The organism is Bradyrhizobium sp. 17 (assembly GCF_023073515.1).
GTDB classification, from domain to species: Bacteria; Pseudomonadota; Alphaproteobacteria; order Rhizobiales; family Xanthobacteraceae; genus Bradyrhizobium; species Bradyrhizobium canariense_D.
Genome location: NZ_JADPJQ010000105.1, coordinates 291,510 through 314,128, shown reverse-complemented (window position 1 = coordinate 314,128; position 22,619 = coordinate 291,510). Strand labels below are relative to the sequence as shown.

The following is a 22,619-nucleotide window of genomic DNA, read 5'->3' as shown; positions in this document are numbered from 1 at the left end:
CGGCGGGCTGCTCCGGCTCGCCGCAGCTTGCGAGGTAGGACGGCGCAGCAGCGAGCACCCGCCGCATCTGGCCGATGCGGCGGACGATGATGTTGGAATCCGGCTCCTGCTCGCGCGTCCTGATCGCCACGTCGATGCCGGCCTCGATGAAATCGGAGTACCGGTTGGCGGTGGTGATCTGCATGTTGAGCTTCGGATAGCGGGCGCGGAAGGCTGGCAGCATCGGCGCCAGATAGATCACCGCAAAGGACAGCGAGCTCGTGACCCGTAGCATGCCTTGCGGCGACAGCGCCCGATCGCTGACGATGTCCTCGGCCTCGGCCAACTCGCCCAAAACCCGGCTCGAGCGCTCCAGCAGCTCCTGCCCCGCCTCAGTCAACCACAGCCGACGGGTGTTGCGCTCGATCAGCCGGACTGCAAGGCGCTCCTCGAGAGCGCTGAGATGGCGGCTCGCGGCAGCATTCGACATGCGTAGGGCTTCGGCAGCTTTGGACATGCTGCCGAGCTCGGCCGTCTTGGCGAATACTTCCAACTGGAGCAGGCGGTCCATTTTTTCGCAAACAGGAAAAGAGACTTACGATTATTGAGCTTTATTTCCGTATCCCGCAAGTCAAAATGGCCCAAACACAAGTAAGATAGCAGGCGAGGAAACAGGGAAATGTCGGGCCCGATCAGGCACATCGTGATGTGGCGGCTGCGCGGCGAGACGCCAGCGGAGCGTTCCGCCGCCCGGGTCAAGGTCAAGACCCTGTTCGAGGGGCTACGCGGCCGGATCGACGGCCTCACCCACATCGAAGTCGGACTCGATGTCAGCGATGTCGACTACGCTTGCGACGTCGTTCTGTTCTCCGAATTCACCGACCACGCTGCGCTCCAGGCCTACGCCACCCACCCGGAACATTTGCGCGTGCGCGAGGCGCTGGGCGACTTGCGGATCGGACGCTTCCAGGTCGATTATCCCATCAAAGAGACCGGCGCATGATCGGTACGTTCACCTTTGAAAACCTGCCCTGCCGCGTCGTGTTCGGCAGCGGAGCTTTGGCCTCGGCCAAGGCCGAGGTCGAGCGGCTCGGTGGCAAGCGCGCCCTGGTGCTGACGACGCCGCAGCAGGAGGCGCAAGGCAAAAGTTTGGGCGCGGCGCTCGGTCCGCTCTACGGCGGCATCTTTCCGGGCGCGACCATGCACACGCCGGTCGAGGTCACGGAGCGGGCGCTCGCGGCGATGAAGGCGTGCGAGGCCGACTGCGTCATTTCCCTTGGTGGCGGATCCACGACCGGGCTCGGCAAAGCGCTCGCCTTGCGCACCGGCATCAACCAGCTTTGCATTCCCACGACCTATGCCGGCTCGGAGATGACGCCGATCGTCGGCCAGACCGAGAATGGCCTGAAGACCACGGTCCGCGACGCCGCCATCCTGCCGGAGACCGTGATCTACGATGTCGATCTCACTTTGACGCTGCCGGCGAGCCTGGCCGCGACATCGGGCATCAATGCGATCGCGCATGCGGCCGAAGCGCTCTACGCGCGCGACACCAATCCTGTCACGTCGCTGATGGCAGAAGAGGGCATTCGCGCGTTGGCATGTGCCCTGCTCGCCATCGCCGCCAAGGGCGACGATCGCGAGGCTCGCAGCGAGGCGCTCTATGGCGCTTGGCTGTGCGGCGTCTGCCTTGGTACCGTCGGCATGGCGCTGCATCACAAGCTCTGCCACACGCTCGGCGGCACCTTCGACCTGCCGCATGCCGAGACCCATACCATCGTGCTGCCGCACGCGCTGGCCTATAACGCGCCGGCCGTGCCCGATGCGATGGCGCGGATCTCACGCGCAATCGGCGCCGCCGATGCACCGCAAGGACTTTTCGAGCTCGCGAAGCGGCTGGGTGCGAAGGTCGCATTGCGCGACATCGGCATGCCCGAAGGCGGCATCGACAAGGCTGCGGATCTCGCCGTCACCAACGCCTACTGGAACCCGCGCCCGCTTGATCGCAACGCCATTCGCGACCTGATCGCGCGCGCCTGGGCCGGCGAGCCGCCCGGCGCCATCAAAACGGCAGTTTGATTCGATGCGGCGCACGCTCATCAAATCCGCTGTCATCATCAGCATGGATGACACGATCGGCGATTTACCTCGCGGCGACGTGCTGATCGAGGGCAGCCGCATCGTTGACGTGCGTCCATCGATCGACGTCGGCGGCGCGGCCGAGATCGAGATCGTCGACGGCACCGGGCGCATCGTCATCCCCGGCCTGATCAACGCCCATATGCACACCTGGCAGACGGGCTTACGCGGCTATGCCGCCAACTGGACGCTGCTGGAATATTTCCGCCGCATGCATGCGGGTCTCGCTACGGTCTTCAGGCCCGAGGACATTTATATCGCGACCTTGGTGGGCGCGCTGAACCAGATGAACCAGGGCACCACCACGCTGGCCGACTGGTGCCACAACAATCCGACGCCCGATCATACCGACGCCGCCGTGCGCGGCCTGATCGAGAGCGGTATCCGTGCGGCCTTCTTCCACGGCTCGCCCAAGCCCGAACCGAAACCGGGCGAGCCGCACTTCTCGGAAGTGCCGCATCCACGCAATGAGGTCGAACGACTGCTGGCGGGGCCCCTCGCCGACCGCGACGGCCTCGTCACGCTCGGCCTTGCGATCCTGGGGCCACATTACTCGACGCTCGACGTCGCCATGCACGATTTCCGCATGGCGCACGAGCTCAAGCTGATCGCATCCATGCATCAGGGCGGTGGTCCCGCGAAGACGCCCGGTGGCTGGGAGAAGCTGATCGGGGCGGGTCTAGTCGGCCCCGGCATCAACATCGTCCATGGCAATGACCTGCCTGACGAACTGCTGGACCGGATGGTCGATCTCGGCGTCTCCTTCTCGGTGACGCCGGAGAACGAAATGATCCAGGGCCACGGCTTTCCGATCACCGGACGGCTGCTCAAGCGCGGCGTGCGGCCGACCATCGGCATCGATCTGGAATCCGTACTGGCGGGCGACCTCTTCTCCGCCGCGCGCGTTGCGCTCTCGATGCAGCGGGCGCTCGACAACTCCGAGTCGCGCAAGGCCAGCGGCACCATTCCGGCGACGACCACGATCCCCGTCCGCGAGGCGCTGCGCTGGATCACGACGGAAGGCGCCCGCATGCTCGGCCGCGAGGACCAGATCGGCTCGCTGACACCGGGCAAGCTCGCCGACCTCGTCATCATCAATTGCTCCGATCTCAACCTCGTCCCGGTGCACGATCCCGTTTCCACCGTGGTGATGCAGACGAGCCTTGCCAATATCGAGGCCGTGATGATCGGCGGCGTGTGGAAGAAGCGGAATGGTCGGCTGCTGGCCGAGGGCCTGGGGGCGAAGAAGGAACTGCTCGTGCAATCCGGCCGGCGACTGGTGCACGACATCGAACGACAGGGACACGCCGCCTGAGGGCGTCAAGGACAACAACAATGACGGACGCTTCGAAACACATCGCTTTCATCGGGATCGGCAAGATGGGCTTGCCGATGTCGGTGCTCGTCGCCAAGGCCGGTTATGCGGTGACCGCGTTCGACCGGAGCGCCGCACGGCTCGCGGAGGCTCGCACGCAAGGCATTTCGATTGCCGCTTCACCGGCCGAGGCCGTGGACGGCAAGGCCGCGATCGTCACGTCCTTGCCCGATGACGCTGCCTTGCGCGGCGCATTGCTCGGCCCAACCGGCCTCATCGCCGCGATGGCGGCTGGATCTGTTGTGATCGAGACCAGCACCGTGAGCGTCGAGGCGTCCGCAGAGGTCGACGCCGCCGCCCAGGCGCGCGGTGTCTTCTACCTGCGGGCGCCGGTCTCGGGCAATGCCAGTATCGTCCACACCGGCGCGCTGAGCTGCTTCGTCTCGGGCCCGGAGGACGCCTACGAAAACGCAAAGCCGCTGCTTGCCGCCTTCACCCGCGCCCAGACCTATCTTGGGCCCGGCGAGGAAGCGCGATATGCGAAGCTTGCGGTCAATCTGATGATCGCGGTGTCGGCCGCGATGATGGCGGAGAGTCTGGCGCTGGCGCGCAAGGGCGGCATCGGCTGGCAGGACATTCTGAAAGTCCTCGACGACAGCGCGGTCGCCTCGCCGATGGTGAAATACAAGACCGCGCCGCTGCGCAGCCGCGATTTCGACTCGACTTTCTCCTGCAGGCAGATGGCCAAGGATCTCGATCTGATCCTCGGTGCCGGCCACGCCGTCGGCGTGCCGCTTCAGCTCGCGGCCCAGGTGCGCGAGACCTATGGCTCGCTGGTCGCGCAGGGCGACGGCGACGCCGACTTCATCGCGACCGTCAAGCACCTCGAGCGGCTGTCCGGCCTTGGCGAGCCCAAACTCTGATTCACGGAGGCACCTATGCGAAATTTCAACGAGAACACGATCACGGACGCGGTGCTGGATCGGATCGCAGGCGCGACCGATCCGCGGATCAAGCAGGTCAGCGAAGCGCTGGTGCGCCACCTTCATGCCTTCGTCCGCGAGGTGCGACCGACCCAGAAGGAATGGGAATACGGCATCGAGTTCCTGACCCGCACCGGCCACATGTGCGACGACAAGCGCCAGGAGTTCATCCTGCTGTCGGACGCGCTCGGCGTCTCCATGCTGGTCGACGCGATCAATCATCCCGTGCCGGAAGGCGCCACCGAAACCACGGTGCTCGGTCCGTTCTTCGTGCAGGCGTCGCCCGAGAAAGACAACGGCGCTGACATCTCCGGCCCGATGGAAGGCGATCCGATGCTCGTCACCGGCTCGGTGTCGACCGTCGACGGACGGCCGCTTGCCGACGCCGTCGTGGATGTCTGGCATTCCGACGATGATGGCTATTACGACGTGCAGCAGCTCGACAAGATCGGCGATCTTGCGATGCGGGCGCGCTTCCACACCGACCAGAACGGCCGCTTCAATTTCTGGTCGATCAAGCCGGCTGCCTATCCGATCCCACATGACGGCACAGTTGGGGACATGCTGGCGGTCCAGGGCCGCCATCCCTGGCGCCCGGCGCACGTGCATTTCATGATCTCGGCGCCCGGCTTCGAGCAACTCGTGACCCATGTGTTCGTGGCCGGCGACCAGTATCTCGACAGCGACGTGGTGTTCGGCGTCAAGGACAGCCTGATCCGCGAATTTGTGCAGTGCCCGCCCGGCCGTGCGCCCGATGGTCGCATGGTAGACATCGAGTATTTTCACCTCAACTATGATTTCGGCCTGAAGCAGGTCGCTAGCAGCGCAAGAGCCGCTTAAGCTGAACGACGGCGGACCAGACAAGAGTCCGACAACAGGGCCAGACAGGGAGTAAGAATGGGACCGCGAGTCAGCACGAGCATATTGGCCGATCGCCTCACAGGCATGATCGGCCCGCGCGCGAGCGTCGCGCGTGGCGTGCTCGATCAGCATGGGCAGAGCGAGTCGCATTATCGCAACCTGCCGCCCGACATCGTCGTCTTCCCTGAAACCACGCAGGAAGTCGCGGAGATCGTCAAGCTGTGCGCTGGCGCGAATATGCCCATCGTACCGTTCGGCGCCGGGACCTCGCTCGAAGGCAATGCGGCCGCGGTCGCGGGCGGCGTCTGCTTCGACTTCGCACGCATGAACAAGGTGCTGACGGTGCACGATAGCGACATGGACGTCGTCGTGCAGCCCGGCATCACCCGAAAGCAGCTCAATGCGGAGCTGCGCGGCACTGGGCTTTTCTTTCCGATCGATCCCGGCGCCGACGCCTCGATCGGCGGCATGACGTCCACGCGAGCTTCCGGCACGATGGCGGTGCGCTACGGCACCATGAAGGACAACGTCATGGCGCTGGAGGTGGTTCTGGCCGACGGCCGCGTGATCCGGACCGCCAGACGCGCGCGCAAGTCAGCCGCCGGTTACGACCTGACGCGCATGTTCGTCGGCGCCGAGGGCACGCTCGGACTCATCACCGAAATCACGCTGAAGGTGCATCCCGTGCCGCAGGCGATCTCGGCCGCGGTTTGCAGCTTCGACACCCTGCACAACGCCGTGGACACCGCGATCTCCGTGATCCAGTCCGCGATCCCCATCGCGCGTATCGAGTTGCTCGACGACGTCATGATGCGCGGCATCAACGCCTACGCGAAGCTCGGCTATCGCGAAGCCCCGACGCTGTTCTTTGAATTCCATGGTTCCGAGACTTCCGTCGCCGAGCAGGCCGAGGCCGCACAGGCCATCGCCGCCGACCATGGCGGCCACGGCTTTGCCTGGTCCAAGGCACCGGAGGATCGCAGCCGGCTCTGGCACGCCCGCGACAACACGCTCTATGCGGGCCTGGGCCTGCGCCCCGGCGCGCGTGCCGTGATCACCGACGTCTGCGTGCCGATCTCGCGACTGGCGGAATGCCTCACGGATACCCGGCGCGACGCGGACGAGCACGGTTTTACGGCGCCGATCGTCGGGCATGTCGGCGACGGCAATTTCCACATGCTGATTCTGATCGATCCGGCCAGGCCCGAGGAAGCCGAAGGCGCCAAGGCGCTGCAGGCCCGCATGGTCGCCCGCGCGATTGCCATGGACGGCACCTGCACCGGCGAGCACGGCATTGGGCTCGGCAAGATCGATTATCTCACCGACGAGCTCGGCGAGGCCGTCGATGTGATGCGGTCGATCAAGACCGCGCTCGACCCTGACGGACTGATGAACCCCGGAAAGATCTTTGCAGGCGGAGCGCAGGCATGAGCACCGCCGCATTAGCCGTCGAGCCCGCCTCACCTGTCCCGCTCCTTGAGCTGCGCGACATCAGTAAGGAGTTTCCCGGCGTCAAGGCGCTGGACGACGTCTCCTTTGCCGTCTTCCCCGGCGAAGTCCACATGCTGCTGGGCGAGAACGGCGCCGGCAAGTCGAGCCTGATGAAGGTGCTGTGCGGCGCCTATCGCGCCGATGCCGGCGAGTTCTACTACAGAGGCGAGCCGGTCGCGATCCACTCGGCCGCGGACGCGCAGAAGCTCGGCATTGCCGTGATCTTCCAGGAATTCTCCCTCGTCCCCCATCTCGATATCGCCCAGAACATTTTTCTCGGCCGCGAGCCGAAGGGCCGCATCCCCGGCACGATCGATCGCCGCAAGATTTTGGCCGACGCGGCGCGCGTGCTCGGCACGATCGGCTTTGACATCGATCCCTCCACCATCGTTGACAAGCTGGGGGTGGCGCAGCAGCAGATGGTCGAGATCGCGAAGGCGATCAGCCAGAACGCCCGCATCCTGGTGATGGACGAGCCGACTGCGGCGCTATCCGATCGCGAGACCGAGCTGCTGTTCGCGCTGATCGCGCGGCTGAAGGCCGACGGCGTCTCGATCGTCTACATCTCGCACCGCATGGCGGAGGTGTTCGCGCTCGGCGACCGCATCACCGTGCTGCGTGACGGCCGCCGCATCGACGGCGTCAAACCTGCTGACGTCACGCCGGACCAGCTCGTCCGCATGATGGTCGGTCGCAACGTCGACATGACCTACCCGCGCAATTTTGCCGACAAGCCCGGCGAGCTGCTGCTCGAGGTCAAGGCCTTGAGTTCATCGACGGGGATCGCCGACATCAACATCGAGGTGCGCCGCGGTGAGATTGTCGGCCTGTGTGGCCTGGTCGGCTCCGGTCGCAGCGAAGTCGCGCGCGCGATCTTCGGTGCCGATCCCGTGACATCAGGCGAGATCGTGTTCGACGGCAAAGTCATTTCCGGTGAGCCCGACCTCGCCGCCCGCCGCGGCATTGCGCTGATCCCGGAGAGCCGCAAGAGCGAAGGTCTCGCGCTGCTGCGATCGGTGAGCGACAATCTGGTAGTGTCGGCGCTGCGAAAACTGTTCCCGAGCGGGTTGTTCGACCAGCGCAGTGCGCAGCGCACTGCCGACGGCCTGATCCGTCAGCTACGCATTGCGACGCCTAGCGCACGGCAGACCGTCGGCCTGCTTTCAGGCGGCAATCAGCAGAAGGTCGTGATCGGCAAGTGGCTCGCCGCCGGCTCGAAACTTTTCATCTTCGACGAGCCGACCCGGGGCATCGACATCGGCGCCAAGGCCGAAATCTTCGCCCTGATCGACCGCCTTGTCGCGGAAGGCGCGGCCGCGCTGATGATCTCGTCCGAACAGGTCGAGATCTGCCACGTCTGCGACCGCGCCTATGTGATGCGCGAAGGGCGCATCGCCGGGCATCTCGCGCGTAGCGAGCTGACCGAGGAGAACATCGTGCGACTGGGGATGCATCATGCGTGAGGCCGCGGTCGTCTCTCAACCGAATCCGCTGCAACGGGTTCCCGGCGTTGCCATCGTGCTGGTGCTGCTGATCGCGCTGTTCAGCACGATCGCGCCCGGCTTCCTGTCGGTCGCCAACCTCTCCAACGTGCTGGTGCAGTCGACGATCCTGACCATGCTCGCGCTGCCGATGACCTTGATCATCATGACCGAGGGGCTGGACCTGTCGATGGGCGCGGTGCTGACGCTGACCTCGCTCTGCGTCGCCATCGTCTCGCTCACCACCCACTCGATGTTGCTCGGCCTCGGTGCCGGGCTCCTCGTCGGCGCGGCCTTCGGCTTCGCCAATGGCTGGCTGGTCGCCATCGTGGGCATCCCGCCCTTCGTTGCGACCTTGGGCACGCTCGGCATGGCGCAGGGCCTATCGCTGATCGTCAGCGACGGCCAGAGCGTGGTCGGCATCCCCCACAGCGTGCGCGACATCTATTCGGCGACGCTTTTGGGAATTCCCGTGCCGATCGTGATGGCACTCGTGACCTACGCGGTCTTCCACGGCCTGCTCTATCACACCCGCTTCGGCACCTACATCTTCGCGCTCGGCGGCAACCGCGAGGCGCTGCGCTACGCCGGCCTCTCACCGAACAAGCTGCTGATCGCGGTCTATGCGATCGGCGGCGCCATGGCCGGCATCGCCGGCCTCTTGATGACTGCGCGGATGAATTCCGGGCATCCAACCGCGGGCCTCGGTCTCGAATTCGATGCGATCGCGGCCGTCGCCGTCGGCGGCACGTCGTTCGAGCGCGGCAATGGCTGGCTGCTCGGCACGCTGCTCGGGGTGCTCTCGGTCGGCGTGCTGCGCAACGGGCTGAACCTGATCTCGCTGCCGTCCTCGGTGCAGGTCGCAAGCGTCGGCGTCCTCGTCATCGTTGCCCTCTTCCTTGACGGCCTGCGGAGCCGCGCATGACCGACATCAGCAAAGACGCCATCGCGCCGCCCCGCTCGTTCCTGTCGCAGGACGCGATCCAAATGTTCTATCGCCTGCTTGCGGCGCTGCTGATTTGTGCGGTGCTCGCCGTGCTCAGCGATTCCTTCCTGAGCCTCGGCAACATTCTCAATGTGCTCAGGCAGGCGAGCCTCACCTTCTTCATCGCCTCCGGCCTGACCCTGGTGGTGCTGACCGCGGGCCTCGATCTCTCCGTCGGCGCCAATGTGGCGCTGTCCGCCTGCATCGCCGGGACCGTGATCCACAAGACCGGCTCGCCGGCGCTCGGCATCCTCACCGGACTTGCCTGCGGCGGCATCGTTGGGCTCCTCAACGGCGTCATGGTCACCGCGCTGCGCATCCCCTCCTTCATCGCCACTTACGGCATGCTCTGGGTGCTGAACGGCCTCACCTATTGGTACATGGCGGGTGAAACCCTTCACGGCTTCCCGGCCGGGTTCCGCCAGATCGGCAGCGGCTATCTATTCGGCCTGCCGATCCCGGTCTATCTGCTGCTGGTGTTCCTCGGGATCGGAACGCTGTTTGCGCAGCGAACGATCTGGGGCCAGGAGATCTACGCGATCGGCGCCAATCCGGTCGCGGCGCGGCTCTCCGGCATTCCGGTCGCCCGACGCCTGCTGCTGGTCTACGCCGTCTCCGGCACCATGGCGGGGCTCGCCTCGATCATCTTCCTGTCGCGGCTCAATTCGGCCGAGGCCGACATCGGCGAAAGCCTGACGCTGCCCGCGATCGCCGCGGTGCTGATCGGCGGCACCTCCCTGTTCGGCGGCGTCGGCACCGTGTTCGGCACTTTCATCGGTGCGCTGATCCTGACGCTGGTGCTGAACGGCATGAACCTCTTGTCGGTCAGCGCCAACTGGCAGCCGCTGGTGACAGGCATCATCGTCATTCTCGCGGTCTGGCTCGACATGAAGACCCGCCGCCGCGCGCAATGAGCTCTTGAACGACCAACAAGCAAAATGAGGGATGGAGGCAACATGAAACAGACACTGGGTTATTTGGCGCTGCCGCTGCTGATGGCGGCCGCGCTCACCACGCAAGCGCGAGCCGATGGCGAGACCATCGCCGTCTTTACCAAGAACCAGACCAATCCGTTCTTCCAGACGGTGCGGGTCGGCGCGGACAACATGGCGAAGACGCTGAACGCGAAGACGCTGCAATACATCCCGACCAAGCCCGACAGCATTCCCGAGCAGCTCAGCCAGATCGAGGACGTCGTGGTGAAGAAGCCTAGCGCCATCGTCTTCACGCCGGTCGACTACAAGGCGATGGTGCCGGGCGTGGAGAAGATCAACGAGGCCAAGATCCCCGTCGTCAACATCACCGATCGCTCGGCCGGCGGCAAGTTCCTGTCCTTCGTCGGCGCCGACGATTACAGCCTCGGGCTCGAGACCGCGCGCTTCCTGCTCAAGACGCTCGGCGGTAAGGGCAACATCGTCATCATCGAGGGCGTCAAGGGCTCGCTGACCAATGTCGACCGCGTCCGCGGCTTCAACTACGCGCTGAAGGAAAACGCCGGTGCGAAACTGCTGGCCTCGCAGCCCGGCAATTACCAGCGGCTCCAGGCGCTCCAGGTGATGGAGAATCTGATGCAGTCGAACGCGCAGATCGACGGCGTGCTCGCCGCCAACGACGCCATGGCGGTCGGCGCGATCGAGGCCCTCGACGGCGCCAACCGCAAGGCCCAGGTGATCGGCATCAACGGCACCAAGGAAGCGATCGACGCGATCAAGTCCGGCAAGCTGCTCGCGAGCGGCGATTACAACGGATTCTTTCAAGGCTGCCTCGGCACCATGATGGCGATCCGCTCTTTGCGCAACCAGCCCGTCATTGCTGAGATCGTGCTGAAGCCGACCGTGATCACCAAGGACAATTACCAGCCGTTCGACGTGCCGCTGGAGCAACGGAGCTGCCCGACTTTCGAAGAAGCCAGCAAGCTCGGCGGCAAGTAACCAACCGCCGCCATCACGACAAGCCCGGACGGCCGCAGCCGCGGCCGTCCCAAGAAAACGTGATATAAACGGAGACCATCATGCTGTTCGCCATTCACGCCCTCGACCGCGCCGGCGCGCAGCCGATCCGGCTCGCCAATTACGACGCCCACAAGGCTTTCCTGAGCGACACCTCGCGCTTCGGCGTCAAGATCGTGATGTCAGGGCCGCTGGTCTCCGACGACGGCGAGAGGATGATTGGCAGCCTGTTCCTGATCGAGGCGCCCGGCCGCAGCGAGGTCGAGGCTTTCAACCAAGCCGATCCGTTTGCCGCGGCCGACATCTGGGAAAAGGTCACGATCACGGGCTTCCTGCGCCGCCAGGGTTGAAGGCGGCTAAAACAAAAAACGCGAAAACAACCCCATGCACAGTAGAATGAGGTTGTTTTTACACATGAATTTTCGTCGCAAACGTTTTTGACTCGTCGGGCAAAACAGGAGCAGAGTGTCATCCTCGCCCGATTGACGCCCCTGCGCCTCGATCCAGAGCTTTGCGACCGCCCAGACGGCTAGCCGCTCGTCACCGTCGCACCTTCTTCGAGATGACAGGCCACCCACTGCTCGGGTCCAGCCGCGCGCAATGTCGGCTCCTCGGTCCGGCAGCGATCGAATACGAGCGGGCAACGGGTGTGGAAGCGGCACCCGCTTGGCGGGTTGATCGGACTCGGCACGTCTCCCTTGAGGATGATGGGATTGCGCTGAGCGCCAGGCTCGGGCAGCGGCACCGCCGAGAGCAGCGCCTTGGTGTAAGGATGCTTTGGCGCGGCGAAGATCTCGTAGCGCGGCGCCACCTCGACGATCTTGCCGAGATACATCACCGCGACGCGATGGGTCATGTGCTCGACGATCGCGAGGTCATGGCTGATGAACAGCAGCGCCAGGCCGAACTCGCGCTGCAGATCCTGCAGCAGATTGACGATCTGGGCCTTTACCGAGACGTCGAGCGCCGACACCGCCTCGTCGCAGACGATCAGATCGGGCTCGGCGGCGAGCGCACGCGCGATGCCGATGCGCTGGCGCTGGCCCCCGGAGAATTCGTGCGGCCTGCGGTTCAGCGCCTCGCGCGGCAGGCGCACGGTGTCCATCAGCGCCGCCACGCGTGTCTCGAGATCGATCGCGGATTTGGCGAGGCCGAAATTGCGGATCGGCTCGGCCAGGATGTCGCGCACGCGCATGCGCGGATTGAGGCTCGAGAACGGGTCCTGGAACACCACCTGCACGCGGCGGCGCATCTGACGCATCGTGCTCGGATGAGCGTCGTCGATACGCTGGCCGTCGAGGATGACCTGCCCTGCCGTGATGTCGAACAGGCGCAGGATCGCACGGCCGACCGTCGATTTGCCGCAGCCGGACTCGCCGACCAGCGAGAGCGTCTCGCCGCGCGCGATCTCGAACGACACACCGTCCACCGCATAGACCCATTCGGACTTGCGGCTGAACAGGCCTTTTTTGACCGGGAAGTGCTTCTTGAGGTCGTTGACCTGGAGCAGCGGAGGACTCATGCCGCGACCGCTCCCTTGGCCGCATAATGGCAGGCCGCGACGTGACGTGGGCCCTTCTCTTCGAGCCCCGGCGCATACTGCCGGCAGAGATCGGTCGCGAGCGCGCAACGTCCGGCGAAGACGCAGCCGACGATGGGCTTGCGCAGATCAGGCACCTGCCCGGGGATCTCCGCCAGCCGTCTCGCCGTGCCGGTCAGCGACGAGCCGAGCCGCGGCACTGCGCCGAGCAGGCCTTGCGTATACGGATGACGCGGCGAACGGAACAGTTCCGCCACCGGCGCCTCCTCGACCTTGCGGCCGGCATACATGACCATGACGCGTTCGGCGATCTCGGCGACGACACCGAGATCGTGGGTGATCAGGATGATGGCTGCGCCAACCCGGTGCTTGAGATCCAGCATCAATTTCAGGATCTGCGCCTGGATCGTCACGTCGAGGGCGGTGGTCGGCTCGTCCGCAATGAGAAGCTTTGGATTGCAGGCGAGTGCAATGGCGATCATGACGCGCTGGCGCATGCCGCCGGAGAGCTGATGCGGATATTCACGCACGCGACGCGTCGGCTCGGGAATGCCGACCAGAATCAACATCTCAATGGCGTGCGCCTCCGCGGCCTGCTTGTCCAGGCCCTGGTGGATCATCAGCGTCTCGCGGATCTGGCGGCCGACAGTCAGGACCGGATTGAGGCTGGTCATCGGCTCCTGAAAAATCATCGAGATGTCGTTGCCGCGGATCGCGCGCATCTCGCGATCCGACATTTGCAGCAGGTCCTTGCCCGCGAAGCGGATGCTGCCGGCGATCCTGCCGGACGGTTCCGGGATCAGCCGCATCAGCGACATCGAGGTCACCGACTTGCCGCAACCGGACTCACCGACGATGGCGAGCGTCTCGCCCTCGTTGACATGGAACGACACGCCTTCCACCGCGCGGTTGATGCCGCTGGGCGTGCGGAAGTGGGTCTGGAGGTTTTCGACTTCAAGCAGTGCCATCGCGATCAGCCCCTCGCCATCAGAGGCTCTTGGCCATGCGCGGATCGAGCGCATCGCGAAGGCCATCGCCGAGCAGATTGACGGCGAGCACGGTGACCGACAGGAACGCCGCCGGAAAGAACACGATGTAGGGCTTGACCTGCCACAGCGCCCGCCCCTCGGCCATGATGTTGCCCCAGGACGGAATGGTCGGCGGCGTTCCCGCGCCGATGAAGGACAGGATCGCTTCCGTGATCATCGCACTGGCGCAAATGTAAGTCGCCTGGATCAGCATCGGCGCCAGCGTGTTCGGCAGGATGTGGCGCAGGATGATCATCGGTGCGCGCGTGCCGCAGGCTACCGCTGCATCCACGTAAGGCTGCTCGCGCAGCGACAGCACCACACTACGGACAAGACGGGAAACCCGCGGGATTTCGGCAACCGTAATCGCCAGAATGACGTTGCCGACGCTGCCGCGTGTCAGCGCCATCAGCGCGATCGCCAGCAGGATCGGCGGGATCGACATCAGGCCGTCCATGAAGCGCATCAAGATGCCGTCGGCCCAGCGGATGAAGCCGGAGACGATGCCGATGGCGAGACCGGCCGCGGAGGCGAAGATCGCAACGGACAAGCCGACCGTGAGCGAGACGCGCGCGCCGAACAGCACGCGTGAATAGATGTCGCGACCGAGCACGTCGGAGCCAAACCAGTAAAGCGCCGACGGCGCGCGGGTGCGCTTGGCCGGCGCAAGTGCGGTCGGATCCACCGTGCCAAGATAAGGCGCAAAAATCGCGATCAGGACGAGTATCAGCAGCAACGTGCCACCGATGGCGACGGTGGGATGGCCCCGCAGCAGGCCGATGAAGCCGCGCCGGATCACGACGGGCCGAAGAATCTCCGGCAGTTGCGGCGCGAGGACGAAGCCCGCCGGCAGCGCTTGCGGATTGACGGTCGTGTCGGTCAATAGCGGATCCTCGGGTCAACGAGCGTATAAACGACGTCGATCATCAGATTGACGAGGACGTAGACGAAGCTGAACAGCAGCACGATGCCCTGGATGACGGGATAATCGCGGCGCAGGATCGCGTCGATCGTGAGCCGGCCGAGGCCGGGAATCGCGAACACGCTTTCCGTGACGACCGCGCCGCCGATCAGAAGCGCAATGCCGATCCCGATCACCGTGACGATCGGCACTGCCGCGTTCTTCAGCGCGTGGACGAACAGGATGCCGCCCTGCCCGAGGCCCTTGGCGCGCGCGGTGCGGATATAATCCTGTTGCAGCACTTCGAGCATGGTGGCGCGCGTGATACGCGCGATCAGCGCGATGTAGACACAGCCGAGTGCGATCGACGGCAGGATCAGGTTTTGCAGCCAGGGCCAGAGGCCCTGGGCGAGCGGCGTATAGCCCTGCACGGGAAGCCATTCGAGCTCCAGCGCAAAGACGTAGGCGAGGACATAGCCGACGACGAAGACCGGCAGGGAGAAGCCGAACACGGCAAAGGCCATGATGGCCCGGTCGATCAGGCTTCCCGCCTTCCAGGCCGCCAGCACGCCGAGCGGCACCGCGACCACGATCGTGAGCAGGAGCGTGACAATCATCAGCGACAGCGTCGGCCCGAGACGCTGGCCGATCATGGTCGAGACCGGCAGATTGGTGAAGATCGAGGTGCCGAGATCGCCGTGCAGAATGCGCCAGACCCAGCTGCCGAACTGGATCAGGAAGGGTCGGTCGAGCCCGAGGCTCTGACGGATGCGCTCCACATCCTCCGGACTTGCCTGATCGCCCGCGATCACCACGGCGGGATCCCCCGGCGCGATGTAGAGCAGGCTGAACACGAACAGCGCGACGATCGCCATCACGGGCAAGGTCGAGGCGATACGCCGGAGGATGTAGGAGAGCATCTGGCTTCAGCGCAGGGTCATGCGGATTTCGACACGCCCCAGAAGAACGGCAGCGGCCCTTTCGTGATGCCGGAGACGTTCTTGCGCCAGGCCGTGTAGCTGAGGAAGAAGCCGGTCGGCGCGTAGACGACGTCCTCGAGCGCGACCTTGTTGAGGCGAGCGACCGCGGCCTTCTCCTCGTCGAGGTTCTTGGCCTCGAACCAGGACGTGACCTCCTTCTCGGTGCCGGGGCTGCTCGGCCAGCCGAACCACGCCTTGTCGCCGTTGGCGCGAATGGCGGTGTAGGGCGCCGGATTGATGCAGTCCGAGCCCGCATGCCAGGTGTGGAACATGTTCCAGCCGCCCTGTCCGGGCGGCGTCTTCTGCGCGCGGCGGGAGCCGACCGTGCCCCAATCGGTCGCGACGAAATCGACATTCATGCCGAGCTGCTTCAAGAGATCGGCGGTCACATCGCCGAACGCCTTGGTGATCGGCTGGTCCTGCGCCACCAGGCACGTCACCGGTTGGCCGGAATAGCCGCTCTCCGCGAGCAGCTTCTTGGCGGCGTCGAGATCGCGCTTGCCCTTCAAGACTTCGCCGCCCGCCTCGGTGTAGAGCGGCGTATCGGGCGTGAAGAAGCCCGGCAGCGACTTCCACAGCGAATTGTCGTCGCCGACGAGCGCACGCATATAGTCTTCCTGGCTCATCGCCATCAGCACTGCGCGCCGCGCCCGCACGTCGTTGAAGGGCGGATACAGGAAGTTCATGCGGAACGAGCCGACATTGCCGAGGGGATCGCCGATGTCGACGCTGATGTTCTTGTTCTTCTTCAGGACCGGGACGAGGTCCGCGATGGGGTTCTCCCACCAGTCGATCTCGCCGTTTTGCAACGCGGCCGCGGCGGTCGCCGGATCCGGCATCACGATCCATTCGACGCGGTCGAGCAGCATCTGCTTGCCGCCGGCGAGCCACGATGCCTTCTCCTGCCGCGGCACATAGTCGGCGAATTTTTCGAACACGGCTTTGGCGCCCGGGACCCACTCAGCCTTGGCGAACTTCATCGGCCCCGAGCCGACATAATCGCCGATCTGCTTGAACGGGTCGGTCTGCGCAATGCGCTCCGGCATGATGAAGGCGCAAGGCGAATTGTTCTTGCCAAGCGCGTAGAGCATCTTCGGGAACGGCTGCTTCAGCACCCATTTGAAGGTGCGGTCGTCGACAGCGGTGAGTTCCTGCTGCAGCGCCTTGAGCATCAGCCCCATCGGATCGCGTGCCGCCCAGCGAGTGAGACTCGCAACGACGTCCTTGCTCAGCACCGGCTCGCCGTCGTGGAATTTGAGCCCCGGCCGCAATTTGAACGTCCAGGTGGTGCCGTCGTCGGTCACTTCCTCGGACTCGACCATCTGCCGCTGCGGCTGCAGCGCGGAATCGACGCCGTAGAGCGTATCCCAGACCAGCGCGGCGGCATTGCGCACGACATATTGCGTGCCCCAGATCGGGTCGAAATTGGCGAGATTTGCTTGCGGCACGAAGCGCAGGGTGCGCGCGGAGGCGCCTTGTGCGATCGCAGGGGCCGAGAGGCCGCTCAATGCCAGACCGCCCGCGCCGGCCAGTCCCTTCAATACGGTCCTGCGATCCATGAAATCCTCCCAATAGTGCCGTGATGCCGGCCATCGTTGGCCAAGAACAGGTGAAACCAGAGCTCATTGGCGTGCAAATGGTATGCCACTAACCAGACCTTCGCCAGCGCGATATCCGCACTAGCTGGGCCAGTCGAGACCTCAAAGCGCGGCCGCCAGCACCGGGCCGGTCTCGATATGCGGGATCGCCTCGACCAGCTTGCGCGTGTAGTCGGTCTTGGGATTGTCGAACAACGCCCGGCTCTCGCCCTGCTCCACGATGCCGCCATTGCGCAGCACGATGGTGCGGTCGCAGAGCATCCGCACCACGTTGAGATCGTGGCTGACGAACAGCAGCGCGATGTCGTTCTCGCGCCGCAGGCGGTCGAGCAGTTGCAGCACCACGGCCTGAACGGAGACGTCGAGCGCAGCGGTCGGCTCGTCCAGCACCAGAAGGCGCGGCCGGCAGGCGATGGCGCGGGCGATGCCGACGCGCGCCTTCTGGCCGCCGGAGAGCTGATGCGGAAAGCGCGGCAACAGATCCAGCGGCAGCCCCACGCGATCGGCGCAGTCTTCCACCCGCTTGCGCAGCGCATCGCCCCCACGCATACGATCGAGCCGCATCAGGGGATGGGCGATGCAGTCGAAGGCGGTGAAGCGCGGATTGAGGCTCTCGTTCGGGTCCTGGAACACCATCTGGATATCTTTGCGGAACTGCGAGCGGTGAAAGTCGCGCGACGCCACATGGCCGATCGCCTGGCCGTCGAACACGATCTCGCCCTCGCTCGGGTCGATCAGGCGGCAGATCATGCGCGACGTCGTGCTCTTGCCGGAGCCGGATTCACCGACGAGGCCGACGCTCTCGCCGCCGGCCATCGTCATCGAGAAGTCCGCCACCGCCGCAGCGCCCTCGTCGAAGCGTTTTGCGAGCTTGCGCACTTCCAGCAGCGGCGGAGTCCCGTGGACGGGCTCCCGTCTGGGCCTGCCGATGACAGCCGCGTAGCCTTCCCGCTCCTCTTCCGTCACGAGATCCTCAATCCGGGAGGTCGCGGTTGGCGACGCCGCCACCAGACGCCTGGTATAGGCGTGCTGCGGCGCGCCGAAGAGCGTCCTGGGGCTTGCCTCTTCGACGATGCGGCCGCGTTCCATCACCGCGATACGGCGGCAATATCGCGCCGCTAACCCGAGATCGTGCGTGATCAGGATCGTCGCCATGCCGCGCGCGGCGGCAATCTCCGCCAGGAGGTCCATCACCACTTTCTGCGTGGTGACATCGAGTCCGGTCGTCGGCTCATCGGCGATCAACAGCGCGGGATTGCAGGAAATCGCGATCGCGATCATGACACGCTGGCACATGCCGCCCGAGAGTTCGTGCGGATAGGCGTTCATCCGCGTCTCGGGGTCGCGGATCTGGACGGCGCGCAACAGCTCCAGCGCTTCGGCGCGGGCGGCATCCTTCGATATCCGCTTGTGCGTGAGGATCGCGTCCGCGATCTGCAAACCGATCGCGCGGATCGGATTGAGCGCCGCCCGCGGGTTCTGGAAGATCATCGACATCGCGGCGCCCTGGAGCTGCCGGAGATCGTCACCCCTGAGTTTTGTGACGTCCTGCCCGCGAAACAGTATCTTGCCTGCGGTGACGCGGCCGGCCGCATCGAGCAGCCGCGTCGTGGCAAAACCGGTGACCGACTTGCCAGAGCCGCTTTCGCCGACGAGGCCAAGCATCTCGCCGGCTTCGACCGTGAGCGTCACACCGCGCACGGCCTCGACCATCCCTCGTCGCGTCGAGAATTCGACGTGGAGGTCGTCGATCCTGAGCAATTCCTCGCTCATGTGCGCATGCGCGGATCGAGAATGTCCCGCATCCCGTCACCGAGGAGGTTAAAGCACAGCACGGCCATCATCAACGCGAGGCCCGGAAAGGCCACCAGCCACCACCGCCCCGTCGAGATGAAGCGCGCCCCCTCCGCGACCATGATGCCCCATTCCGGGGTCGGCGGCTTGACGCCAAGGCCGATGAAGGAAAGACCGGCGGCGTTCAGGATCGCCCAGCCGAGGTTGAGTGAGATTTGCACCGCCATCGCCGGCAGGATGTTCGGCAACAGGAAACGCAGCACCACCGAGAAATGGCTCTCGCCGGAGGAACGCGCCGCCTCCACCCAGCCGACATTGCGCCGGACGTTGACCTCGGCACGGGCGAAGCGGATGTAGAAGGGCAGATTGATGATCGCGGTCGCAATCACGATGTTCTCGATCCGGTTGCCGAGCGCCGCAACCATCGCCATCGCCAGCACAAACAGCGGAAAGGCCATCATGACATCGACGAAGCGGCCGACCGAGCGGTCGAGCCTGCCGCCGGCATAGCCGCAGAACGAGCCCACGACGGCGCCGATCACGAAGGAGATGCCGACCGCCGAGACCGCGATGGCGAGGTCGAGCCGTGCCGCAACGACGAGGCGGCTGAACACGTCGCGCCCGAGCTGGTCGGTGCCGGCAAGGTGCGCCGCGCTCGGCGGCTGCAAGGCCTCCGAGACATTGGAGACGATGGGATCATAGGGCACGAGCCACGGTCCGAAGATCGCGACCAGGACGAACAGCAGGACACCGGCCGCGGCGACGCCGGTCAGCGGGTTGCCGCGCAAAATCCAGACCGAATGGCGGAGGGTTGCGCTGGTCATCCGATCGACACCCTGGGATCGGCGATGCCGTAGCAGATATCGACGACCAGATTGACCAGCACGAAGATGCCAGCCATCAGCAGCACAAAACCCTGCACCGGCGCATAGTCGGACGACAGCAGCGCATCGAGCGCGTAGGAGGCAACGCCCGGCCAGGAGAACACCTTCTCCACCAGGACATTGGCGCCAAGCATCGTCGAGAACACGATGCCGGCAATGGTGATGACGGGAAGGATCGCATTGCGCAGCGCATAGGTGACGACGACCTTCTGCCAGGACAATCCGACGGAGCGCGCGGTGCGCACGAAATCGCTACCGAGCGAGACCAGCATCGAGGCACGTGTGATCCGCGCCAGCGGCGCGATGACGAACAGGGCCATGCTCAGCGCCGGCAGGATCAACTGCTTGCAGGCCGCCCACCAGCCTTCGATGTCCCCCGCGATCAGGAAATCGATCGACAGGAACCCGGTGCGCTGCGGCGGCAGTGAGGTGAAGACGTCGATCCGCCCGGTCGGATCAGGCGCAAGACCGAGCAGATAGTAGAACACATAGATCAGCAGCAGGCCCGAGACGAAGGTCGGCACGCAGACGCCGAGCGCACAGAACAGCCGCACGCCGTGATCGACCAGCGATCCCGGTTTCAAGGCTGCGACCACGCCGAGCGGGACCGCCGCGATCAGCGCGATCAGCAGCGCCGTGAAGGTGAGCTCCAGCGAGGCCGGCAGCCGTTCGCGAAGGTCCTTCAGGACCGGCTGGCCGGTCATCATGGAGCGGCCGAGATTGCCGCGCCCGATATCGGACAGATAGAACACGAGCTGCTCCGGCACCGACTTGTCGAGCCCCATCTGCTTGCGGATCTGCTCGATCTCTTCCTTGCCGGCATTGGGCCCCGAGGCGAAGAACACCGCGGGATCTCCGGGGAGGACCCGCATCAGTAGAAAGGTGAAGACCAGCACGCCGAACAACGCCGGCAGCGACGACAGAAGCCGCCTCCCCGCCCGCGCCACCGTCGCACCAAGAACTGTCATCACCATTCAGAGCCCTTGCATGTCGAGATCACTTGCGGCTGACGTCCCGATAATCCACTTGGCGATGGAACTCGTAGGTATAGCCCTCGATCGACGAGGCCATCACGGCGTCCTGGTTCGGCTGCCACAGCGGGATCTGCGGCATCTCGCTGAAATGGATCGCGTTGAGCTTGCGGCCATCCTCCTCGTACTTGGCCTTGTCGGGCTCGAAGCGCGCTTCCTGCGCGATCGTCGCCAGCTCCGGATTGTTGATCGAGCTGTAATTCCAGCGCTGATTGCCCGTGTAGAAGTTGCGGTAGAAGTAATCGGTCGAGGGCAGCCAGGCGACGATGCCTTCCGTGAACAAGGGCAGCTTCTTCTCGTTGATCTGCGTCGACATCTGCGCGTCCGGCAGCTTCTGGATGTCGACCTTGATCCCGATCTTGGCAAGCGATTCCTTCACGAGGGCCGCCATCGGCTCGGCGGTCGAGGCCTGGCCGACGTTGAAGCTGAAGGTGGTCGAAAAACCCTCCGGGAGTCCAGCAGCTTTCAGATACTCCCTCGCCTTGTCGAGATCGGTCTTCACCGGCGCCTGGAACGGATAGATGCCGTTCAACGGCTTGCCATCCGGCCAAGTCGCACCGAACAGCGGGGCTCCGCGACCGAACAGGGCAGCCTTGAACATGTCCTCATAGGGCAGCGCGAAGGCGACGGCGCGGCGGACGTTGACGTTGTCGAAAGGCGGGATCTGGTTGTTCATCGAGACGAAGGTGATCGAATTGTATTGCGGCGTCGAGATCACCTTGAGCTTGCCCTTGGCTTCGAGCGATTGCACGTCGCTGGCCTGGAGATCAACGACGAGATCGGCATCGCCACGCTCGACAAGATTGGCGCGGGTCGCGGGCTCCGGCACGGACTGCACGATTACGCGCTTGAAGAACGCCGGCTTGTCGGGCGAGCCGCGGTTCCAATCCTCGTTGCGCTTGATGATCACTTGCTCGCCGGGCTTGAAGCTCTCGATGACATAGGCACCGCTGCCGGCGGTGTGCTCCTTCAGCCACGCCGTGGCCCAGGGGTCTTCCGGGGTCGCATGCTCCTTGGCGACCTTCGAGTTGATGATCAGCGGGTAGACGGTCGCGAGATTCGGCAGCGCGAGCTTGTCGGGTTTCGGCAGCGTCACTTCGATCGTGAGGGGGTCAATCACCTTGAACTGGTCAGCCGACGTCAATGATCCCGTCAGCAATTGTGCCTTGCCGAGGATCGGCGCGGTGACGCAGCGATCCAGCGACCATTTGACGTCCTCGGCGGTCACGGGCGAGCCGTCCTGGAACTTGGCATCCTTGCGCAGACGGAACGTCAGCTTCAGTCCGTCCGGACTGACGTCATAGGATTCGGCGAGCTCGCCGGTGATCTTGTCGAGATCGAACACCCATTTGCCGTTGAGCTGCTTGCGGCCGAACGCCACAAGGCGGTCGTAAGTGCTCATGCTCAGTGCGAAGGATTCCCGCGTCGAGCCCGGGATGTTGGGATCGAGCGTGTTGACCGATGCACCGGTGACATAGCGCAGCGTCTCCGCCCTGGTTTGCGCTTGCGCAGGCGCAGCGGCGACAAGCAGAAGCGCAGTGGTGGCGAGCACGGAGGATGCCATCCTGAAAGACACAAAACGCATTCGTTTTCCCCAAAATTTTCGACAAGAACGCCGACAGGACAGGTTAAGAAAGAAGCAAGTTGCGCGCCAGTCTCTTGATGCGCTCTTGTGGACGC

Annotated in this window: 21 protein-coding genes; 11 read left to right on the top strand and 10 right to left on the bottom strand. The window is 64.8% G+C overall.

The window, feature by feature from the left end:
- On the bottom strand, positions 1–550 hold a 550-nt coding region (locus IVB13_RS20440), incomplete at its 3' end, for a LysR family transcriptional regulator (RefSeq protein ID WP_247490190.1).
- A gap of 108 nt (positions 551–658) precedes the next feature.
- Here IVB13_RS20440 and IVB13_RS20435 point away from each other — a divergent pair.
- The 11 genes from IVB13_RS20435 to IVB13_RS20385 all read left to right on the top strand — a co-directional run bounded on the left by IVB13_RS20435 (position 659) and on the right by IVB13_RS20385 (position 11,533).
- Positions 659–982, top strand: coding sequence for a Dabb family protein (locus tag IVB13_RS20435; RefSeq protein ID WP_085352401.1), 324 nt, complete (start codon positions 659–661; stop codon positions 980–982).
- Positions 979–2,058, top strand: a complete 1,080-nt coding sequence (locus tag IVB13_RS20430; RefSeq protein ID WP_247490188.1) for a maleylacetate reductase — start codon at positions 979–981, stop codon at positions 2,056–2,058. Before IVB13_RS20435 ends, IVB13_RS20430 begins: the two co-directional genes overlap by 4 nt.
- Before the next feature lie 4 nt (positions 2,059–2,062).
- Complete coding sequence (locus IVB13_RS20425; RefSeq protein ID WP_247490187.1) at positions 2,063–3,433, top strand: amidohydrolase family protein; 1,371 nt, start codon at positions 2,063–2,065, stop codon at positions 3,431–3,433.
- Between the two features lie 20 nt (positions 3,434–3,453).
- Positions 3,454–4,356: an NAD(P)-dependent oxidoreductase gene (locus tag IVB13_RS20420; RefSeq protein ID WP_247370734.1), complete on the top strand. Its 903-nt coding sequence runs from the start codon at positions 3,454–3,456 to the stop codon at positions 4,354–4,356.
- Between the two features lie 15 nt (positions 4,357–4,371).
- The gene (locus IVB13_RS20415) at positions 4,372–5,256 is read left to right on the top strand and encodes an intradiol ring-cleavage dioxygenase (RefSeq protein ID WP_247490185.1); all 885 of its coding nucleotides are present in this window, start codon (positions 4,372–4,374) and stop codon (positions 5,254–5,256) included.
- A gap of 57 nt (positions 5,257–5,313) precedes the next feature.
- Positions 5,314–6,708: an FAD-linked oxidase C-terminal domain-containing protein gene (locus IVB13_RS20410; RefSeq protein ID WP_085352396.1), complete on the top strand. Its 1,395-nt coding sequence runs from the start codon at positions 5,314–5,316 to the stop codon at positions 6,706–6,708.
- The gene (locus IVB13_RS20405) at positions 6,705–8,231 is read left to right on the top strand and encodes a sugar ABC transporter ATP-binding protein (protein WP_085352395.1); all 1,527 of its coding nucleotides are present in this window, start codon (positions 6,705–6,707) and stop codon (positions 8,229–8,231) included. The genes IVB13_RS20410 and IVB13_RS20405 overlap by 4 nt, the downstream gene beginning before the upstream one ends.
- Positions 8,224–9,174 carry an ABC transporter permease gene (locus IVB13_RS20400; RefSeq protein ID WP_247370737.1) on the top strand — a complete coding sequence of 317 codons (951 nt, stop codon included), beginning with the start codon at positions 8,224–8,226 and terminating at the stop codon, positions 9,172–9,174. Before IVB13_RS20405 ends, IVB13_RS20400 begins: the two co-directional genes overlap by 8 nt.
- On the top strand, positions 9,171–10,148 hold the full coding sequence (locus IVB13_RS20395; RefSeq protein WP_204510789.1) for an ABC transporter permease: 978 nt from the start codon (positions 9,171–9,173) through the stop codon (positions 10,146–10,148). The genes IVB13_RS20400 and IVB13_RS20395 overlap by 4 nt, the downstream gene beginning before the upstream one ends.
- 42 nt (positions 10,149–10,190) lie before the next feature.
- On the top strand, positions 10,191–11,165 hold the full coding sequence (locus tag IVB13_RS20390) for a sugar ABC transporter substrate-binding protein (RefSeq protein WP_247370740.1): 975 nt from the start codon (positions 10,191–10,193) through the stop codon (positions 11,163–11,165).
- A gap of 80 nt (positions 11,166–11,245) precedes the next feature.
- Positions 11,246–11,533, top strand: a complete 288-nt coding sequence (locus IVB13_RS20385) for a YciI family protein (RefSeq protein WP_247370743.1) — start codon at positions 11,246–11,248, stop codon at positions 11,531–11,533.
- A 179-nt stretch (positions 11,534–11,712) separates the two neighbouring features.
- Here the strand turns inward: IVB13_RS20385 and IVB13_RS20380 are convergent, their stop codons facing one another.
- The 9 genes from IVB13_RS20380 to IVB13_RS20340 form a co-directional block, all read right to left on the bottom strand.
- Entirely contained in the window at positions 11,713–12,705 is a 993-nt protein-coding gene (locus IVB13_RS20380; RefSeq protein ID WP_247404333.1) for an oligopeptide/dipeptide ABC transporter ATP-binding protein, read from the bottom strand.
- Positions 12,702–13,691 (bottom strand): ABC transporter ATP-binding protein, encoded by a 990-nt coding sequence (locus tag IVB13_RS20375; protein ID WP_247490182.1) that lies wholly within the window; start codon positions 13,689–13,691, stop codon positions 12,702–12,704. The genes IVB13_RS20380 and IVB13_RS20375 overlap by 4 nt, the downstream gene beginning before the upstream one ends.
- Positions 13,692–13,710: 19 nt before the next feature.
- Positions 13,711–14,634, bottom strand: coding sequence for an ABC transporter permease (locus IVB13_RS20370; protein ID WP_247490180.1), 924 nt, complete (start codon positions 14,632–14,634; stop codon positions 13,711–13,713).
- A complete protein-coding gene (locus tag IVB13_RS20365) occupies positions 14,631–15,572 on the bottom strand; it encodes an ABC transporter permease (protein WP_247338677.1) in 942 nt (313 codons plus the stop codon). Before IVB13_RS20365 ends, IVB13_RS20370 begins: the two co-directional genes overlap by 4 nt.
- Before the next feature lie 17 nt (positions 15,573–15,589).
- Positions 15,590–17,191, bottom strand: a complete 1,602-nt coding sequence (locus IVB13_RS20360) for an ABC transporter substrate-binding protein (protein ID WP_247490177.1) — start codon at positions 17,189–17,191, stop codon at positions 15,590–15,592.
- Between the two features lie 141 nt (positions 17,192–17,332).
- Complete coding sequence (locus tag IVB13_RS20355) at positions 17,333–19,003, bottom strand: ABC transporter ATP-binding protein (RefSeq protein ID WP_085352390.1); 1,671 nt, start codon at positions 19,001–19,003, stop codon at positions 17,333–17,335.
- Positions 19,000–19,848 (bottom strand): ABC transporter permease, encoded by an 849-nt coding sequence (locus IVB13_RS20350; protein ID WP_247490175.1) that lies wholly within the window; start codon positions 19,846–19,848, stop codon positions 19,000–19,002. The genes IVB13_RS20355 and IVB13_RS20350 overlap by 4 nt, the downstream gene beginning before the upstream one ends.
- Entirely contained in the window at positions 19,845–20,876 is a 1,032-nt protein-coding gene (locus IVB13_RS20345; RefSeq protein ID WP_247490174.1) for an ABC transporter permease, read from the bottom strand. Before IVB13_RS20345 ends, IVB13_RS20350 begins: the two co-directional genes overlap by 4 nt.
- A 28-nt stretch (positions 20,877–20,904) precedes the next feature.
- Positions 20,905–22,524, bottom strand: coding sequence for an ABC transporter substrate-binding protein (locus IVB13_RS20340; RefSeq protein ID WP_085352389.1), 1,620 nt, complete (start codon positions 22,522–22,524; stop codon positions 20,905–20,907).
- Positions 22,525–22,619: the final 95 nt, after the last annotated feature.

Coding starts and splice junctions, on each gene's coding strand:
- IVB13_RS20415 (WP_247490185.1), top strand. CDS start 4,372: ATGCGAAATTTCAACGAGAACACGATCACGGACGCGGTGCTGGATCGG.
- IVB13_RS20395 (WP_204510789.1), top strand. CDS start 9,171: ATGACCGACATCAGCAAAGACGCCATCGCGCCGCCCCGCTCGTTCCTG.
- IVB13_RS20410 (WP_085352396.1), top strand. CDS start 5,314: ATGGGACCGCGAGTCAGCACGAGCATATTGGCCGATCGCCTCACAGGC.
- IVB13_RS20350 (WP_247490175.1), bottom strand. CDS start 19,848: ATGACCAGCGCAACCCTCCGCCATTCGGTCTGGATTTTGCGCGGCAAC.
- IVB13_RS20360 (WP_247490177.1), bottom strand. CDS start 17,191: ATGGATCGCAGGACCGTATTGAAGGGACTGGCCGGCGCGGGCGGTCTG.
- IVB13_RS20420 (WP_247370734.1), top strand. CDS start 3,454: ATGACGGACGCTTCGAAACACATCGCTTTCATCGGGATCGGCAAGATG.
- IVB13_RS20390 (WP_247370740.1), top strand. CDS start 10,191: ATGAAACAGACACTGGGTTATTTGGCGCTGCCGCTGCTGATGGCGGCC.
- IVB13_RS20380 (WP_247404333.1), bottom strand. CDS start 12,705: ATGAGTCCTCCGCTGCTCCAGGTCAACGACCTCAAGAAGCACTTCCCG.
- IVB13_RS20425 (WP_247490187.1), top strand. CDS start 2,063: ATGCGGCGCACGCTCATCAAATCCGCTGTCATCATCAGCATGGATGAC.
- IVB13_RS20385 (WP_247370743.1), top strand. CDS start 11,246: ATGCTGTTCGCCATTCACGCCCTCGACCGCGCCGGCGCGCAGCCGATC.
- IVB13_RS20435 (WP_085352401.1), top strand. CDS start 659: ATGTCGGGCCCGATCAGGCACATCGTGATGTGGCGGCTGCGCGGCGAG.
- IVB13_RS20400 (WP_247370737.1), top strand. CDS start 8,224: ATGCGTGAGGCCGCGGTCGTCTCTCAACCGAATCCGCTGCAACGGGTT.
- IVB13_RS20355 (WP_085352390.1), bottom strand. CDS start 19,003: ATGAGCGAGGAATTGCTCAGGATCGACGACCTCCACGTCGAATTCTCG.
- IVB13_RS20345 (WP_247490174.1), bottom strand. CDS start 20,876: ATGACAGTTCTTGGTGCGACGGTGGCGCGGGCGGGGAGGCGGCTTCTG.
- IVB13_RS20340 (WP_085352389.1), bottom strand. CDS start 22,524: ATGCGTTTTGTGTCTTTCAGGATGGCATCCTCCGTGCTCGCCACCACT.
- IVB13_RS20405 (WP_085352395.1), top strand. CDS start 6,705: ATGAGCACCGCCGCATTAGCCGTCGAGCCCGCCTCACCTGTCCCGCTC.
- IVB13_RS20375 (WP_247490182.1), bottom strand. CDS start 13,691: ATGGCACTGCTTGAAGTCGAAAACCTCCAGACCCACTTCCGCACGCCC.
- IVB13_RS20430 (WP_247490188.1), top strand. CDS start 979: ATGATCGGTACGTTCACCTTTGAAAACCTGCCCTGCCGCGTCGTGTTC.
- IVB13_RS20365 (WP_247338677.1), bottom strand. CDS start 15,572: ATGCTCTCCTACATCCTCCGGCGTATCGCCTCGACCTTGCCCGTGATG.